16 protein-coding genes are annotated in these 13,820 nt (G+C 71.1%); 11 read left to right on the top strand and 5 right to left on the bottom strand.

Annotated features, from left to right (window positions below; genetic code table 11):
* Window positions 1-4: 4 nt before the first annotated feature.
* The gene (locus tag ACZ6EG_RS16135) at window positions 5-673 is read left to right on the top strand and encodes a response regulator transcription factor (protein ID WP_356604648.1); all 669 of its coding nucleotides are present in this window, start codon (window positions 5-7) and stop codon (window positions 671-673) included.
* The gene (locus ACZ6EG_RS16130) at window positions 670-2,118 is read left to right on the top strand and encodes a sensor histidine kinase (RefSeq protein WP_469605055.1); all 1,449 of its coding nucleotides are present in this window, start codon (window positions 670-672) and stop codon (window positions 2,116-2,118) included. Before ACZ6EG_RS16135 ends, ACZ6EG_RS16130 begins: the two co-directional genes overlap by 4 nt.
* Before the next feature lie 43 nt (window positions 2,119-2,161).
* On the opposite strand, the gene ACZ6EG_RS16125 is transcribed toward ACZ6EG_RS16130, so the two are convergent.
* The 4 genes from ACZ6EG_RS16125 to ACZ6EG_RS16110 form a co-directional block, all read right to left on the bottom strand.
* Window positions 2,162-2,638 carry a MarR family winged helix-turn-helix transcriptional regulator gene (locus ACZ6EG_RS16125; protein ID WP_356604652.1) on the bottom strand — a complete coding sequence of 159 codons (477 nt, stop codon included), beginning with the start codon at window positions 2,636-2,638 and terminating at the stop codon, window positions 2,162-2,164.
* Window positions 2,639-2,739: 101 nt separating this feature from the next.
* Complete coding sequence (locus ACZ6EG_RS16120) at window positions 2,740-3,516, bottom strand: AIM24 family protein (protein ID WP_391969522.1); 777 nt, start codon at window positions 3,514-3,516, stop codon at window positions 2,740-2,742.
* Complete coding sequence (locus ACZ6EG_RS16115) at window positions 3,513-4,163, bottom strand: AIM24 family protein (RefSeq protein WP_383646596.1); 651 nt, start codon at window positions 4,161-4,163, stop codon at window positions 3,513-3,515. The genes ACZ6EG_RS16120 and ACZ6EG_RS16115 overlap by 4 nt, the downstream gene beginning before the upstream one ends.
* A gap of 2 nt (window positions 4,164-4,165) precedes the next feature.
* Entirely contained in the window at window positions 4,166-4,798 is a 633-nt protein-coding gene (locus tag ACZ6EG_RS16110) for an AIM24 family protein (protein ID WP_053137225.1), read from the bottom strand.
* A 197-nt stretch (window positions 4,799-4,995) separates the two neighbouring features.
* Here ACZ6EG_RS16110 and ACZ6EG_RS16105 point away from each other — a divergent pair, with 197 nt between their 5' ends.
* The 5 genes from ACZ6EG_RS16105 to ACZ6EG_RS16085 all read left to right on the top strand — a co-directional run bounded on the left by ACZ6EG_RS16105 (window position 4,996) and on the right by ACZ6EG_RS16085 (window position 8,408).
* On the top strand, window positions 4,996-5,340 hold the full coding sequence (locus ACZ6EG_RS16105) for a DUF3817 domain-containing protein (protein ID WP_356604660.1): 345 nt from the start codon (window positions 4,996-4,998) through the stop codon (window positions 5,338-5,340).
* Window positions 5,337-5,630, top strand: coding sequence for an MTH1187 family thiamine-binding protein (locus tag ACZ6EG_RS16100; protein WP_053137231.1), 294 nt, complete (start codon window positions 5,337-5,339; stop codon window positions 5,628-5,630). Before ACZ6EG_RS16105 ends, ACZ6EG_RS16100 begins: the two co-directional genes overlap by 4 nt.
* A 77-nt stretch (window positions 5,631-5,707) precedes the next feature.
* Window positions 5,708-6,217, top strand: a complete 510-nt coding sequence (locus tag ACZ6EG_RS16095) for a MarR family winged helix-turn-helix transcriptional regulator (protein WP_356604664.1) — start codon at window positions 5,708-5,710, stop codon at window positions 6,215-6,217.
* 56 nt (window positions 6,218-6,273) lie between these two features.
* Window positions 6,274-6,615, top strand: coding sequence for a DUF3817 domain-containing protein (locus ACZ6EG_RS16090; protein WP_383646603.1), 342 nt, complete (start codon window positions 6,274-6,276; stop codon window positions 6,613-6,615).
* A 92-nt stretch (window positions 6,616-6,707) separates the two neighbouring features.
* Complete coding sequence (locus ACZ6EG_RS16085; RefSeq protein WP_469605046.1) at window positions 6,708-8,408, top strand: acyl-CoA mutase large subunit family protein; 1,701 nt, start codon at window positions 6,708-6,710, stop codon at window positions 8,406-8,408.
* 71 nt (window positions 8,409-8,479) lie between these two features.
* On the opposite strand, the gene ACZ6EG_RS16080 is transcribed toward ACZ6EG_RS16085, so the two are convergent.
* Entirely contained in the window at window positions 8,480-9,118 is a 639-nt protein-coding gene (locus ACZ6EG_RS16080) for a TetR/AcrR family transcriptional regulator (RefSeq protein ID WP_356604670.1), read from the bottom strand.
* Window positions 9,119-9,353: 235 nt separating this feature from the next.
* On the opposite strand from ACZ6EG_RS16080, the gene ACZ6EG_RS16075 reads away from it, so the two are divergent.
* The 4 genes from ACZ6EG_RS16075 to ACZ6EG_RS16060 all read left to right on the top strand — a co-directional run bounded on the left by ACZ6EG_RS16075 (window position 9,354) and on the right by ACZ6EG_RS16060 (window position 13,762).
* Window positions 9,354-10,328 (top strand): tetratricopeptide repeat protein, encoded by a 975-nt coding sequence (locus ACZ6EG_RS16075; protein ID WP_391969520.1) that lies wholly within the window; start codon window positions 9,354-9,356, stop codon window positions 10,326-10,328.
* Between the two features lie 653 nt (window positions 10,329-10,981).
* Window positions 10,982-11,614 carry a DUF6230 family protein gene (locus ACZ6EG_RS16070; RefSeq protein ID WP_391969519.1) on the top strand — a complete coding sequence of 211 codons (633 nt, stop codon included), beginning with the start codon at window positions 10,982-10,984 and terminating at the stop codon, window positions 11,612-11,614.
* A gap of 119 nt (window positions 11,615-11,733) precedes the next feature.
* Window positions 11,734-12,357, top strand: coding sequence for a DUF6114 domain-containing protein (locus ACZ6EG_RS16065; protein ID WP_469605041.1), 624 nt, complete (start codon window positions 11,734-11,736; stop codon window positions 12,355-12,357).
* Window positions 12,347-13,762 (top strand): hypothetical protein, encoded by a 1,416-nt coding sequence (locus ACZ6EG_RS16060; RefSeq protein WP_469605039.1) that lies wholly within the window; start codon window positions 12,347-12,349, stop codon window positions 13,760-13,762. The genes ACZ6EG_RS16065 and ACZ6EG_RS16060 overlap by 11 nt, the downstream gene beginning before the upstream one ends.
* The last annotated feature ends 58 nt before the right edge of the window (window positions 13,763-13,820 follow it).

The following is a 13,820-nucleotide window of genomic DNA, read 5'->3' as shown; positions in this document are numbered from 1 at the left end:
TCGCATGCACCTGTTGATCGTGGAGGACGAGAAGCGTCTCGCCGTGTCGCTCGCCAAGGGCCTCACCGCCGAGGGCTACGCCGTGGACGTCGTCCACGACGGTCTGGAGGGCCTGCACCGGGCCGGCGAGGGCGGATACGACCTCGTCATCCTCGACATCATGCTCCCCGGCCTCAACGGCTACCGCGTCTGCGCCGCCCTGCGCGCCGCCGGCCACGACGTGCCGATCCTGATGCTCACCGCCAAGGACGGCGAGTACGACGAGGCGGAGGGACTGGACACGGGTGCGGACGACTACCTCACCAAGCCCTTCTCCTACGTCGTCCTCGTCGCCCGGGTGAAGGCCCTGCTGCGGCGGCGGGCACAGGGCGTCGGGGCGTCACCCGTGCACGTCCACGGGGAGCTGAAGGTCGACACCGCGGCCCGGCGGGTCTTCCTGGGCGAGCGGGAAGTCACCCTGACCGCGAAGGAGTTCGCCGTCCTGGAGCAGCTGGTGGTGCGGGCCGGACAGGTCGTGTCCAAGGCGGAGATCCTGGAACACGTCTGGGACTTCGCCTACGACGGCGACCCCAACATCGTCGAGGTGTACGTCAGCGCCCTGCGGCGCAAGCTCGGCGCCGCCCTCATCCGGACCGTGCGCGGCGCCGGTTACCGGCTGGAGGGCGAGCGATGAGCCGGCTCCTCGGCTCGGTGCGGGCCCGGGCCACGCTCGGCGCCACCCTCGTGGTCGCCGTCGCCCTCGTCGCGGCCGGCACCGCCGTCCTGCTGTCCCTGCGCTCCAACCTGCTCGGCGAGGCCGGCACCCAGGCGGAACGCTCCGCGCGGGAGGTCGCCACCGAGCTGGCCGTCGGGACGCCTTACGGCGACCTGTCGCTGGACGTCGACGACCGCCCGGTGCAGATCGTGGACGAGGACAGCACGCTGGTCGCCGCGAGCGAGGACCTGGAGCGGATCAGCGGCACCAGCGTCGGTGCCGTGCAGCCGCAGCCGCAGCCGCAGCCGCAGCCGACCGCCACCGGTGACGAGGACGGCGACGACGACGGCGGCGAGGCGGACGACGACTCCGGCGAGCCACTGGAACCCGGTGAGATCGGGGAGCGGACCACCGTCAGCGACGGCTCGGCGACGATCGACGGCGACCCGGAGGACTACCGCTTCGCCGCCGTACCCGTCGAGACCCCGGAGCAGGGCCGCCTCACCGTCTGGGCGGGCGCCCCGCTGTCGGCCGAACACGGTGCCGTGAACACCGCCCTGACCGTCATGCTGATCGGCTTCCCGCTGCTGCTCGCGGTCGTCGGGTGGGTGACCTGGATGGTCACCGGACGCGCCCTGCGCCCGGTGGAGGGCATCCGCCGGGAGATGGCCGCGATCACCGCCAGCGAGGACCTGGCGCGCCGCGTGCCGGTGCCGGGCACGCACGACGAGGTCGCCCGCCTCGCCTCGACCACCAACGAGACGCTGTCCGCCCTGGAGGCCTCGGTGGACCGGCAGCGGCGCTTCGTCGCCGACGCCTCGCACGAGCTGCGCAGCCCCATCGCCTCGCTGCGCACCCAGCTGGAGGTGGCCGCCGCCCACCCGGAGCTGCTCGACCTCGACGGCGCCGTGGAGGACACGGTGCGGTTGCAGCGGCTCGCCGCCGACCTGCTGCTGCTGGCCCGGCTGGACGCGGGGGAGCGGCCCGCCGACGCCCGTGTCGACCTCGCGGCGCTCGCGCGGGAGGAGGCCGGGGGGCGGGCCGGCGTCAGCGTGCGGGCCGGGGGCGCGGGCGACGTGACGGTGGCCGGGTCGCGGGGGCAGCTGGGGCGGGTGCTGGCCAACCTCCTCGACAACGCCCAGCGGCACGCCCGCTCCGCGGTGGAGGTCTCCGTGCGGCGGGAGGGTGAGCTGGCCGTGCTCGCGGTGGCCGACGACGGGGAGGGCGTGCCGGCGGCCGACCGGGAGCGGATCTTCGAGAGGTTCGTACGGCTCGACGCCGCCCGCAGCCGCGACGACGGCGGGGCCGGACTGGGGCTGGCCATCGCCCGCGACGTCGCCGTGCGGCACGGTGGCACGCTCACGGTCCACGACGCACCGGCAGGCGGCGCCCTGTTCGAGCTCCGCCTGCCGGGTGCCGTCTAGGCCTGGTCCCGCACGGTCCTCGGGGACCTGGCCGGGTGTGCGGTCAGGTGCGTCCCCGCTGCCCGCGCAGGTGCTCCGCGATGGGCCGGAGCGCCTTGTCCAGCTCCGTCAGCGCCTCGGGTGCCAGCAGGTCGATGAAGTGCCGGCGCACCGATGCCACGTGGTGCGGCGCGACCTTGCGCATCGTCTCCAGGCCGTGCGGGGTGAGGACGGCGTAGAGCCCCCGGCGGTCGGACTCGCAGTTCTCCCTCCGGACCAGGTCCGCGTTCTCCATGCGGGTGATCTGGTGGGAGAGGCGGCTCTTGGACTGCATCGTGGCCGTCGCCAGGTCGCTCATCCGCATTCTGTCGCCCTCCGACTCGGAGAGGTTCACCAGAATCTCGTAGTCGTTCATCGTCAGGCCGAACGGCTGCAGGTCCTTCTCGAGCTGGTGCGTCAACAGCCTGTTGACCTCCAGGTGGGTGCGCCAGGCACACTGCTCCGTATCGGTCAGCCAGCGGGTGGCCGTCTCGGTCTCCATGAATGAAGTCTACCTAAAATGTTGAAAGGCGAACTAGTGAAGGGGTCTCCGTGACGGTGACGGTGCGCACGCGTTCGATGTCACACTCCGCAGATTACCGCTCACAGCCCGAAGCGGCGCTGGAGGTCCCCCAGCTGTCCGGGAAGTCCCGGTACCCCGGACCGGCCGCCCGGCGCCCCGGGCGCCCCGCCGCCGGGCACCCCCGCCTGCTGCGGAGTGGCACCCGTGGCCTGCTCCGCCATCAGCGCCTCGCTCGACTGCAGCAGCACCGTCCCCGCCCCCACGAACTCGAACTGGTGCTCCTCGCCGGACGCGCCGCCGAGGCCCGTCATCGCACGTAGACCGCCCATCAGGCCGGTCATGTACCCGTGATCGTAGTGATGGCACGGCGACGGGCAGTCGGCCCAGCCGACCAGGGCCTGGGGGTCGACCCGGATCGGGGGTTCCATGAACACCACCGGACCGTTCGACGCGGCCACGAACTTTCCGGTTCCGATCAGCGTCAGGAAACCCGGCACGATCGACTGCTTGAGGGCGAGACTTGGCTGAAAAGCGAGCAAGTTGCCCGAGCGAATGGTCAGGTTGCCCTCTTCGAGGTCGAAGGAATTCACCTCGAAGGCCCGGTCGGCGAGGAGCATCTTGCCCGAGCCCTCGGCCACGACCCAGTCGCTCGCGTGCAGAGGCGAATGGAAGGAAGTGCGCACCAGCCGGTCCAGCCGGCCGTGCCCGATCCCGTTGAAGTCGATCGTCCCGTAGTAGGCGATCATCTTCCCCTTCTGCAGGAACCACTGACCACCCTTGAGCTCCACGCAGAAGGTGTAGGCGTTGACGTTGTCATCGGCCGGCAACGTCGCCGGGTCGTGGTGAACCGTGCTCACAGCTTCTCCTCGGACGCCTGGACGAACACCGTGCCGCTGCCGCTCAGCTCCAGCTGGAACGCCTCGCCGGAGCCGCGCCCCACCATGTCCCGCCAGCCCATCGCCGTGGACAGCCTGTTGCGCACGTCACCGTGGTGGGCGACGTACGCCTGCGGGTCGACGCGCACCGGCCGCTGCGGGGTGACGGGGACCTCGAAGACGCCCCCGTGGGCCATCACCGCCACGGAGCCGTGCCCCTTGAGGGTGGTCGTGAACAACCCTTGTCCGCTGACCTGGCCGCGCACCATGCCCATGACCCCGCCCTGCGCACCCAGGAACACCGTGCCCTGCTCCAGGGTGCCCTCGAAGGCGAGGAGGCGGTCCGCCTCGACGTACAGCGTGTCGCCGGCCAGGCCGATCACCTGGACGTGGTGGCCGCCGTGCCCGAAGAGCACCGTGCCGCTGCCCTCGACCGTCATCAGTGGGGTGTCCTCGTTCGCCACCCGGCGGCCGATCATCGACATGACGCCGCCCTGGCCGCCCCGCAGGTTCGGGGTGAAGGTCACGTCGCCCTGGTACGCGAGCATCGCGCCCCGCTGACTGAACAGCCGCTGTCCGGGTGCGACGGTCGCCCGCACCATCTTGGAGTTGATCTCCTGGAAGGCCATGGTCAGACATCCCCCGCGATCGTGTTCCGCTCGCTCGGCTGCACGTAGACCAGTCCGTCGCCCTCGAAGCGGATCTGGAAGGCCTCCCCGCCGCCCTCGCCGAACAGCGTGCGGAACGTCACACCCGACTGGAAGGACTGCCGCAGGTTCCCCTGGTGCGCGACGTAGGCGCCCGGGTCGACGGTCAGCGGGTACTGCGCGCTGACCCGCAGCACCACCGGCGTGCCGTCCGACATGATCGCCGCCTGCCCGTGCCCCTCGACGGTCGTGGTGAACAGCCCGTTGCCCTGCGAGGCACCGCGCGCCCCGGTGAAACTGGTGCCGGTGCGCAGCCCGGCGTCGGCCGCCAGGAAGTTGCTCGACTCGACGTACAGCGTGTCGCCCTGGAGGCCCACGAGGGTGATCTCCGACGCCCGGTCCGCGAACCAGCAGGTCCCGTGCCCCTTCACCTCCATCACCGTCATCTGCTCACCGGTGATCCGCCGGGTCACCATCCCCCGGATTCCCTCACCGCCGCCGCTGAGTTTCTTGAAGGCCATCTCCCCGTCGTACGCGACCATCGAGCCGTTCTTCGCCTTCACGGCGTCTCCGGTCATGTCGACGGCGAGGACCTTGCTGCCTTGAAGTCGGAACATCGCCACAAATGGGAAGGTAGCCCGCCGGACGGGCCCGCCGACAGGTCCCACGGGAGGAGATGTCCCCGCCGCCGACCCCCTCACCCGGGTGCGTCGAGGGTTTGCCACAATGGACACGCGCTTGTGCGCCCGTTCACAAGGCGCGCGGCCCAGTCCAGCTCGTCGACGTCCGATGTCTCTCCCACCGAAGGTGACCCGTGGACCTCAAGACCGCCTCCGCCCTCCGCCGCCTCCGCCTGGTCTCCGGCCCCGAGGCGATCTCGTTCCTCCTGCTGCTGGTCTGCTCCGTGCTGAAGCGGACCACCGACTTCAACGCGGTGCCCGTGATGGGCGCGGTCCACGGCTTCCTCTTCGTCCTGTACGTGCTCTTCTGGGCGGATGCCTGGAACCGCGCCAAGTGGTCCCTCGGTACCGCCGCCTTCTACTTCGTCATGTCGGTCCTGCCGACCGGGGGCTTCTTCGCCGAGCGCAGGCTCAAGCGCGAGGCCGAGAGCGCGGTCATCGCCTCCCGCGCCCGCCGGGAAGGGGTCGTGGGCGCGTGATCGTCGCCTTCTCCGTGACACCGCTCGGCGTCGGCGAGGACGTGGGGGAGTACGTCGCCGACGCCGTCCGGGTGGTCCGCGAGTCGGGCCTGCCGAACCGCACCGACGCGATGTTCACGTCCGTCGAGGGCGAGTGGGACGAGGTCATGGACGTCGTCCGGCGGGCCGTCGCCGCCGTCGAGGCACGGGCCCCGCGCGTGTCCCTGGTCCTCAAGGCGGACATCCGCCCCGGCGTGACGGACGGCCTCACGTCGAAGGTGGACACCGTCGAGCGGCACCTCGCCGGGTAGCCGTGGGCCGCGGGCGGTGGTATCGAAAGGCGAGACGCGGCTGACCGGCATGTGACCGGCCGGTAAGGTCTGATGCCGTGCCGAAGCCCCTGAGTCTCTCGTTCGACCCCATCGCCCGTGCCGACGAACACTGGAAGCAGCGCTGGGGCGGCGTGCCTTCGATGTCCGCCATCACGTCGATCATGCGGGCGCACCAGATCCTGCTGGCCGAGGTCGACGCCGTGGTCAAGCCGTACGAGCTGACCTTCGCGCGCTACGAGGCGCTGGTGCTGCTCACCTTCTCCAAGTCGGGCGAGCTGCCGATGTCCAAGATCGGCGAGCGGCTCATGGTGCACCCCACCTCGGTGACCAACACCGTCGACCGGCTGGTGAGGTCCGGTCTGGTCGCCCGGCGCCCCAACCCCAACGACGGCCGGGGCACCCTCGCCACCATCACCGACAAGGGCCGCGAAGTGGTCGAGGCGGCCACCCGCGACCTCATGGCGATGGACTTCGGCCTGGGCGCGTACGACGCCGAGGAGTGCGGCGAGATCTTCGCGATGCTCAGGCCGCTGCGGATCGCCGCCGGGGACTTCGAAGAGGCCTGAGCGCGTCGCCGGGCCCGCCCGAAGATCGCGCGAAACGGACGGTTACGCTCGTACGCATGAAAAAGAGCGTGCTGACCCGCTACCGGGTCATGGCGTACGTCACCGGTGTGCTGCTGATCCTGCTCTGTCTCGGCATGATCGCCAAGTACCTGCTGGACATGGACGGTGCCGCCGACTTCACCCGCATCGTCAGCATCGCGCACGGCTGGCTGTACGTCGTCTACCTCGTCTTCGCCTTCGACCTGGGCGCCAAGGCGAAGTGGAAGGTCAGCAAGCAGCTGTGGGTGCTGCTGGCCGGGACGATCCCGACCGCCGCCTTCTTCGTGGAGCGCCGGATCAGCCGGGAGCTGGACACCAAGGTCGCCGCGGCCGAGGCGCCCGCGCCCGCGAAGGCCTAGCCGGCCCCGTCAGCCCCTCCCGCCGCCGTACGGACACCCGTACGGCGGTACCCCATCGACATTTACTTGGACGTCCTAGTAAATTCGGGGGTATGGACGCTGACGCCATAGAGGAGGGCCGCCTTCGCTGGCAGGCCCGGTACGACGCGGCGCGCAAGCGCGACGCGGACTTCACCACGCTCTCCGGTGATCCCGTGGAGCCCGTGTACGGGCCCCGGCCCGGGGACGCGTACGAGGGCTTCGAGCGGATCGGCTGGCCGGGGGAGTACCCCTTCACCCGCGGCCTGCACCCCACGGGCTACCGGGGGCGCACGTGGACCATCCGGCAGTTCGCCGGGTTCGGCAACGCCGAGCAGACCAACGAGCGCTACAAGATGATCCTCCGCAACGGCGGCGGCGGCCTCTCGGTCGCCTTCGACATGCCGACGCTGATGGGCCGCGACTCCGACGACCCGCGCTCGCTCGGCGAGGTCGGGCACTGCGGCGTGGCCATCGACTCGGCCGCCGACATGGAGGTGCTGTTCCGGGACATCCCGCTCGGTGACGTGACGACCTCCATGACGATCAGCGGACCGGCCGTGCCCGTGTTCTGCATGTACCTGGTCGCCGCCGAGCGGCAGGGCGTGGACGCCTCCGTCCTCAACGGCACGCTCCAGACGGACATCTTCAAGGAGTACATCGCCCAGAAGGAGTGGCTCTTCCAGCCCGAGCCGCACCTGCGCCTGATCGGCGACCTGATGGAGTACTGCGCGGCCGGCATCCCCGCCTACAAGCCGCTCTCGGTCTCCGGGTACCACATCCGCGAGGCGGGCTCCACGGCCGCGCAGGAGCTGGCGTACACGCTCGCGGACGGCTTCGGGTACGTGGAGCTGGGGCTGTCGCGCGGGCTGGACGTCGACGTCTTCGCCCCCGGGCTCTCCTTCTTCTTCGACGCGCACCTCGACTTCTTCGAGGAGATCGCCAAGTTCCGCGCGGCCCGGCGCATCTGGGCCCGCTGGATGCGGGACGTGTACGGCGCGCGGACCGACAAGGCGCAGTGGCTGCGCTTCCACACGCAGACCGCGGGCGTCTCGCTCACCGCCCAGCAGCCGTACAACAACGTGGTGCGTACGGCCGTGGAGGCGCTGGCGGCGGTGCTCGGCGGGACCAACTCCCTGCACACCAACGCGCTCGACGAGACCCTCGCCCTGCCCAGTGAGCAGGCGGCGGAGATCGCCCTGCGCACCCAGCAGGTGCTGATGGAGGAGACCGGCGTCGCCAACGTCGCCGACCCGCTCGGCGGTTCCTGGTTCGTCGAGCAGCTGACGGACCGGATCGAGGCCGACGCCGAGAAGATCTTCGAGCAGATCAAGGAGCGGGGACTGCGCGCCCACCCCGACGGGCGGCACCCGATCGGGCCGATCACCTCCGGCATCCTGCGCGGCATCGAGGACGGTTGGTTCACCGGCGAGATCGCCGAGTCCGCCTTCCGCTACCAGCAGTCCCTGGAGAAGGGCGACAAGAAGGTCGTCGGCGTCAACGTCCACACCGGCTCCGTCACCGGCGACCTGGAGATCCTGCGGGTCAGCCACGAGGTGGAGCGCGAGCAGGTCCGGGCCCTGGGCGCACGCAAGGCGGCCCGCGACGACGCGGTCGTGCGCACCGCCCTCGACGGCATGCTGGCGGCGGCCCGTTCCGGCGGCAACATGATCGGACCGATGCTGGACGCGGTGCGCGCCGAGGCGACGCTCGGTGAGATCTGCGGAGTGCTGCGGGACGAGTGGGGGGTGTACACGGAGCCGCCGGGGTTCTAGGCGCCGGAGGCCGGTGCGGAGGTGTCCGGGGCCGCGTCCCCGGCCCGTCCCCCCTCCGCCCGGCCCTCGGCCTACGCCCGGGCCCCGTGCTGGGCCGGGGTGGAGGCGAGGCCCCACAGGAGCACCTGGGTGAAGCCCCGTACCCAGTCGTCGTCCGCCGGTTCCGCGCTGACCAGGGTGCGGTGCACCACCGCGCCCGCGACCACGTCGAAGATCAGGTCCACGGTGCGGGCCGCCTCGGCGGCGTCGGGCTCGGGCGGCAGCTCGCCCCTCGTCTGGGCGCGCGCCCGGCCCTCCAGGACCAGGCGCTTCTGGCGCTCGACGATCGACGTGCGGATGCGCTCGCGCAGCGCGTCGTCGCGGGTGGACTCGGCGACCACCGCCATCAGGCCGCTCTTGGCCTCCGGGCGGGCCAGGATCGCCGCGAACTGGAGCACCACGCCCTCGATGTCGGCGGCCAGGGAGCCGCGGTCGGGGAGCCGGAGCTCGTCGAAGAGCTCGGCGACCGCGTCGACCACCAGTTCGTTCTTGCCGGCCCAGCGGCGATACAGCGTCGTCTTGGCAACCCCGGCCCGTGTCGCCACGTCTCCCAGGGTGAGCTTCGACCACCCCAGATCGACCAGGGCCGCCCGCGTCGCGGCCAGGATCGCGGTGTCCGCCGCGGCGCTGCGCGGGCGCCCGGCACGGCCGGCGGGGGTGCTGCTTGGCATGCACCGACCTTAACCGGCGGGTAACGCGCGGTCGGCCGTGAGGCAGATCACGGAGACGGGGTGTTCCGACGGTCCGTCATGGCATTACGCTACGAGGCGTAGCGAAAGCACGGGTCCGACCCGTGCCCCAGCGACGACCACGGCGTGGGGTGGGGACCCGGCGCCAACAGGACACATCGGGGCGGGCTTTCACGCCGCTTTTCACACACGCGCGAGTACGGGGGAGGATAGACCCATGCAGCCACGGAACATGTCCATGAGCGGGGTCGTCGACCTCGCCGCGGTGAAGGCGGCCCAGGAGGCCAAGGCGAAGGCGGAGCAGGCGCGCGCCGAGGCGGCCCGCCACGGTGGGACGGGAGCCGTCTCCCCGGCCGATCTCGTCATCGACGTCGATGAGGCCGGCTTCGAGAGTGAAGTACTGCAGCGGTCCACCGAGGTCCCGGTCGTCATCGACTTCTGGGCCGAGTGGTGCGAGCCCTGCAAGCAGTTGAGCCCGGTCCTGGAGCGGCTCGCCGTCGAGTACAACGGGCGCTTCCTCCTCGCCAAGATCGACGTCGACGCCAACCAGATGCTGATGCAGCAGTTCGGCGTCCAGGGCATCCCGGCCGTCTTCGCGGTCGTGGCCGGACAGGCGCTGCCGCTCTTCCAGGGCGCCGCCGGCGAGGCGCAGATCCGCCAGACCCTGGACCAGCTGGTGCAGGTCGCCGAGGAGCGCTTCGGCCTGACCGGCATCGCCGTCGACCCGGAGGCGGAGCCGGGAGCCCGTCCCGACGTCGCCGAGCGGCCGGCCGGCCCGCACGACGCGGCCCTGGAGGCCGCCGTGCGGGCGCTGGACGCGGGCGACCTGGCCGGAGCCGTCCAGGCGTACAAGAACGTGCTCGGTGAGGACCCGGGCAACACGGAGGCGAAACTGGGTCTCGCCCAGGCCGAGTTGCTCCAGCGCGTGCAGGACGCCGACCCGCAGCAGGTCCGCCAGGAGGCCGCCGACAAGCCCGGCGACGCCCGGGCGCAGATCGCCGCCGCCGACCTCGACCTGGTCGGGGGCCACGTGGAGGACGCCTTCGGGCGCCTCATCGACACGGTGCGCGTCACGGCCGGCGACGACCGGGACGCCGTACGGGTGCGGCTGCTGGAGCTGTTCGAGGTGGTCGGCGCCGACGATCCGCGGGTCGCCGCGGCACGCAGGGCGCTGGCCCGCGCCCTGTTCTGACGGGCGGTCCGGGCATCGGTTCCAGGCCGGTCGCCCGGCGTTCGTCCGCGTGATACCCGTGTGGAAGAGCTGTCGACGGGACGCCAATGCGGCCGCGCTTTGCCAAATCTTGGCAATCGCGGCCGCTGTTACTGCAAGTAAGTCAACGGCGTCGATCTGTCGGAATCTGTCCAGCGATCAATAGTTTTGTACCGCCCCCATGGCGCACCCAGCGTCGCCGTCCGGGGCCGGTGCGTCGCCCCACGGTTATACGCCCGTTACTAGCGAGTAACGAACCCCCTTGTGCCGACGGCGAGAATGCACCACGATCGGCGACGCTCGGTCCGTTCCCGTACCCCGAAAGCCAGTCGGGTCGCGGGGGTTCCTGGGTCCCCACCGAGCAGAGCCGGCAGCAGTGGTGCCGGCTCTTGGGCAGGGGGGTCTTCGTCCACCCGGCGAAGCCTGTCCAGCAGGGTTGTGCGTGATGCGTGTCAGGCGCGACCAGTGGTTGTCGCTCGGGGGTGATCGCCGGTGATTCGGGCGCGTTCGTACGTGCCGCCGAGCGCGGGCGCTCTCCTTCCCGAGGACGTAGCACTTCTCCCATCCCTGCCAGGCGAGTCTCCGCACCGGAGGCGGGCCGAGGCCAGGAGATGTACGTCCGAGAAGGAGGAAATATGGAGTCCCAGGTGCGTGGCGGGACCAGATGGAAGCGGTTCGCTGTGGTCATGGTGCCCAGCGTGGCCGCCACGGCTGCGATAGGCGTCGCGCTGGGGCAGGGTGCCCTGGCAGCGTCGTTCAGTGTCTCCGGTCAGTCGTTCAAGGTGACGGCGGAGCAGCTCGACGGTACGGGCTTCTCCCAGTACGGCGCCATCGACTCGGGGTACACGCTGAAGGGCGAGAAGACGGCTCACCCCGTCGCCGTCTCGGCGTTCAAGTCCGCGTCCATCAAGAACATGTGTCAGTCCGTGGTCACCCCGGACATTCCGCTGATCGGCTCGGTCAGCCTCATGCTCAAGGCGGGCGGCGGCAGTACCCCGGTCCAGGCCGAGAACCTGTACATCGACGTCGAGGACCTCGAGGCCGATGCCACCTTCCGCGGCATCGACATCGGTGTGGCCGCCAAGGACGCCAGCAAGGGTCCCGGCATCAAGAAGGGCGACACCGCGAACCCCTACGGATTCGCGCAGCAGGCCGACTCGGCCACGCTGAAGAACGTGAAGCAGACGGCGTGGGCCACCACCGCCGGAACCTTCAAGCTCAGCGGTCTGAAGATGTCGCTGTCCAAGGGTGTCAAGGAGTGCTACTGAGCACCCCTTGACGGGCGGGGGAGCCACACCGGCGCCCCCGCCCGTCCCCTCTCCGGCCGCGCCTTCACCCGCGGCCCACATCTCCACCACAGCAAAGCCGTACCAGGGAGCTGTTTTCCATGAGCGCCGAGACTCCTGCCGCCGAAGGCCAGTTCACCCGCCGAAGGCTGCAGTTCCGCGCCTGGCGAGGCGGGCGGCCGTTCTGGGCCGGCCTGTTCATCGCGCTCGGCGGACTCCCCATCGCCTACTTCCCGTACGCGAACCTCCAGATCGGTCACCTGACGCTGGCGATGGCCACCACCGCGGGCGCCGGGTCCCTGATCATCGGCGTGCTGCTGGTCGTCCTGGGCGTCAGCCTGTGGTTCCAGAAGCACGTACGGGTCTTCGCGGGCGTCGCGGCGATCCTGCTGGCGCTGGTGTCCATCCCCGTCTCCAACCTCGGCGGCTTCCTCATCGGCTTCCTGCTCGCGCTGATCGGCGGGGCCATGGCCGTCTCGTGGGTGCCCGGCGAGCCGCCGCAGGCCGAGCCGCCGCTGGAGGGCAGGGGAACGGGCGCCGCGCCCGAGGGCGTGGTCCCCGGCACCCGCGCGCCCGGCACGCCGGCGTCCGACGCCGCGGTGCCGCAGCCGCGGGACGGAGGGGACGGCGGGAGCCCCACCCAGGCCTTCGCGCCGCTGGGGGCGAACGATCTGTCAGGAACGAGCCCGGCCAACGGGGCGAACGGGAGGCACAGTGCCGGCTGACGAGGTGACCCGCGGGACTGACGTGGAGTCGTCCCGTGTGAGAACCGGGCCGCGCCACGCGGCACCCAAGAAGCCGTTGTTCACGAGGTTCCACGTGCCGGCCGGCAAGGCGATCGCCCTCGCGGCGATGCCCACGGCCGTCCTCATGGGGATGGGGTTCACGCCGACGCTGGCCCTCGCCGACGGCAACGACTCGGCGAAGCCGACCTCCAACAGCCTGACGGCCGACGAGTACAAGGACTGCGTGGCGGCCCTGGAGGACGCCGAGAAGGGCGCGTCCGAGTCGCCCACGCCGTCGCCCTCGGCGACCGACGGGGCGTCCGCCGGTGCGGACGGCGACCAGGACGACACGAAGGAGCCCGAGCCCTCGGAGTCCGCGGACTCCGGCGCGGACCAGGGCAGTGGCACGGACCAGGGTGGGTCCTCTTCGCCGGATTCAGGTTCCGACGACGAGGCCGACCCCGCCCCGAGCCCCTCCGCCTCCCAGGAGGCGCAGGAGTCGCAGGACAAGGCCCCGCAGAGCGGGGGCGCGGCCGGCGGCGACGCCGCGGAGCCGACGCCTTCCGAGCCCGAGTCCCGCGGCGGTGTGCTGGAGGGTCTCGGCGACGCCATCGAGGGCATCTTCACCGGCGGCAAGAAGGACGAGGAGAGCCCGGGTCCCACGCCGACCCCCTCGGCGTCCGAGGGCGCCGAGGAGGACACGTCCGGTTCCGCCCAGGAGACGACCGACGAGGTCACCGACACGGCGAAGGACGCCGTGGAGGACCCGGCCGACGCGGCGTCGAAGGCGGCCGGGGACACCGGGGAGCCGGCCGACAAGGCCACCGAGGAGGCGGAGGAGGCAGCCGAGGAGGCCGAGGACGAGGCCACGGACGAGGCCACCGCCTCGCCCACCCCGAGCGCCTCGGAGAGCACCGGCACGGACCCGGAGGACTGCCCGGTCGCCACGGACGAGGAGGGCGGCGTCGACAACCCGGTGCCGCTGCCCGACGACCCGTGGTACCTCAACGCCAGCTCGCTGCTGCTGAAGGGTGCCTCCTACGAGGGGATCGTCGAGGTCAGGACGGCCAACGGCACCACCAAGAAGGTGCTGAAGTACGTCATATCCAACGGCACCGACATCGGCGACCTGCACCAGACGGTCAAGGACGAGCAGGCCGGCAAGACGTACCACGTGCAGGCGGCCAAGGGCTCCACGTCCACGATCCGCGACGGCGACACGGTGATGTACACCGAGAGCATCTCGGGCAACCTGCTCGGGCTGATCCCGATCACCTTCGACCCGGAGAACCCGCCGCCGCTGGACATCCCGCTCATCTACTTCACGAAGGTGACGGTCGTCCAGGCCGGTCAGTTCGGGGGCACGCTCCACATCCCGGGGCTGCACCAGTACACGACCGACTGAGCGCGCCCACGCGCCCGTTCGGGAGCCGCACAACGCCTGAGGGCGCCCCCTGCGCGCA

Source organism: Streptomyces sp. NPDC041968 (genome assembly GCF_055589025.1).
This window is presented reverse-complemented; position numbering and strand designations above follow the sequence as displayed.